We start from the raw sequence: 740 nt of genomic DNA, 5'->3' as shown, positions 1-740 counted from the left end.
ATTCGAAGGCGAATGGAAATTCACACCAAATAAACACAAAGTAACATACGAATACGTAAGTGGAACAAAAGGAGTAGAATTACCAGAAGCATTAAAAGCAAAAGCCCCAGAAGAAGTACCAGGCAAAGTAAAAGGCGATAAAGTAAAATCCCCAGTTCCAGAAGGAAAAGACGCAGAATATAGAGATGATGTAAACAAAGGAACATGGACATTCAAATCATACGATAAGGATGAAGTAGAAATCTCTAACAAAGACGAAAAAGTCACAGGAACATGGGAATTCACACCAGATCAAGTTCCAGAAGTAGTTACTGAATACGTCGATGAAGACGGAAAAACTATAGCTCCAAAAGAAAATGGAACAAAAGACAAAAAAGAGATTGATGGATATGAATTTGTAAGAACCGAAACAGATGATAAGGGTAATACAAAACATATCTACAAGAAGAAAGTCACACCACCTGCTGATGTAGTTACAGAATACGTAGACGAAGATGGTAATACTATTTCTCCAAAAGAAAATGGAACAAAAGACAAAAAAGAGATTGATGGATATGAATTTGTAAGAACCGAAACAGATGAAAAAGGTAATACAAAACATATCTACAAGAAAAAAACTACTCCTACTGATTACAATGTAAATCATAAATTTGTATCCGCAACAGAAGGCAAAGCTCTTCCAAAAGCAGTTACAGATTTAACACCAGCTAAACAAACTGGTAAGAAAGATGGAGAAACTG

1 protein-coding gene is annotated in these 740 nt (G+C 35.0%); it reads left to right on the top strand.

Features of this window, described 5'->3' with window-relative positions; all coding sequences use genetic code 11:
- Window positions 1-740, top strand: a 740-nt coding sequence (locus HMPREF3045_RS06690; RefSeq protein WP_180363013.1) for an SHIRT domain-containing protein, incomplete at both ends; no start/stop codon positions are given.

Origin of the sequence: Anaerococcus sp. HMSC075B03 (genome assembly GCF_001815585.1) — a bacterium.
Classification (GTDB): Bacteria; Bacillota; Clostridia; order Tissierellales; family Peptoniphilaceae; genus Anaerococcus; species Anaerococcus vaginalis.
Note: the sequence above shows the minus strand (reverse complement) of the source record. Positions and strands in the feature narration are given on the sequence as shown.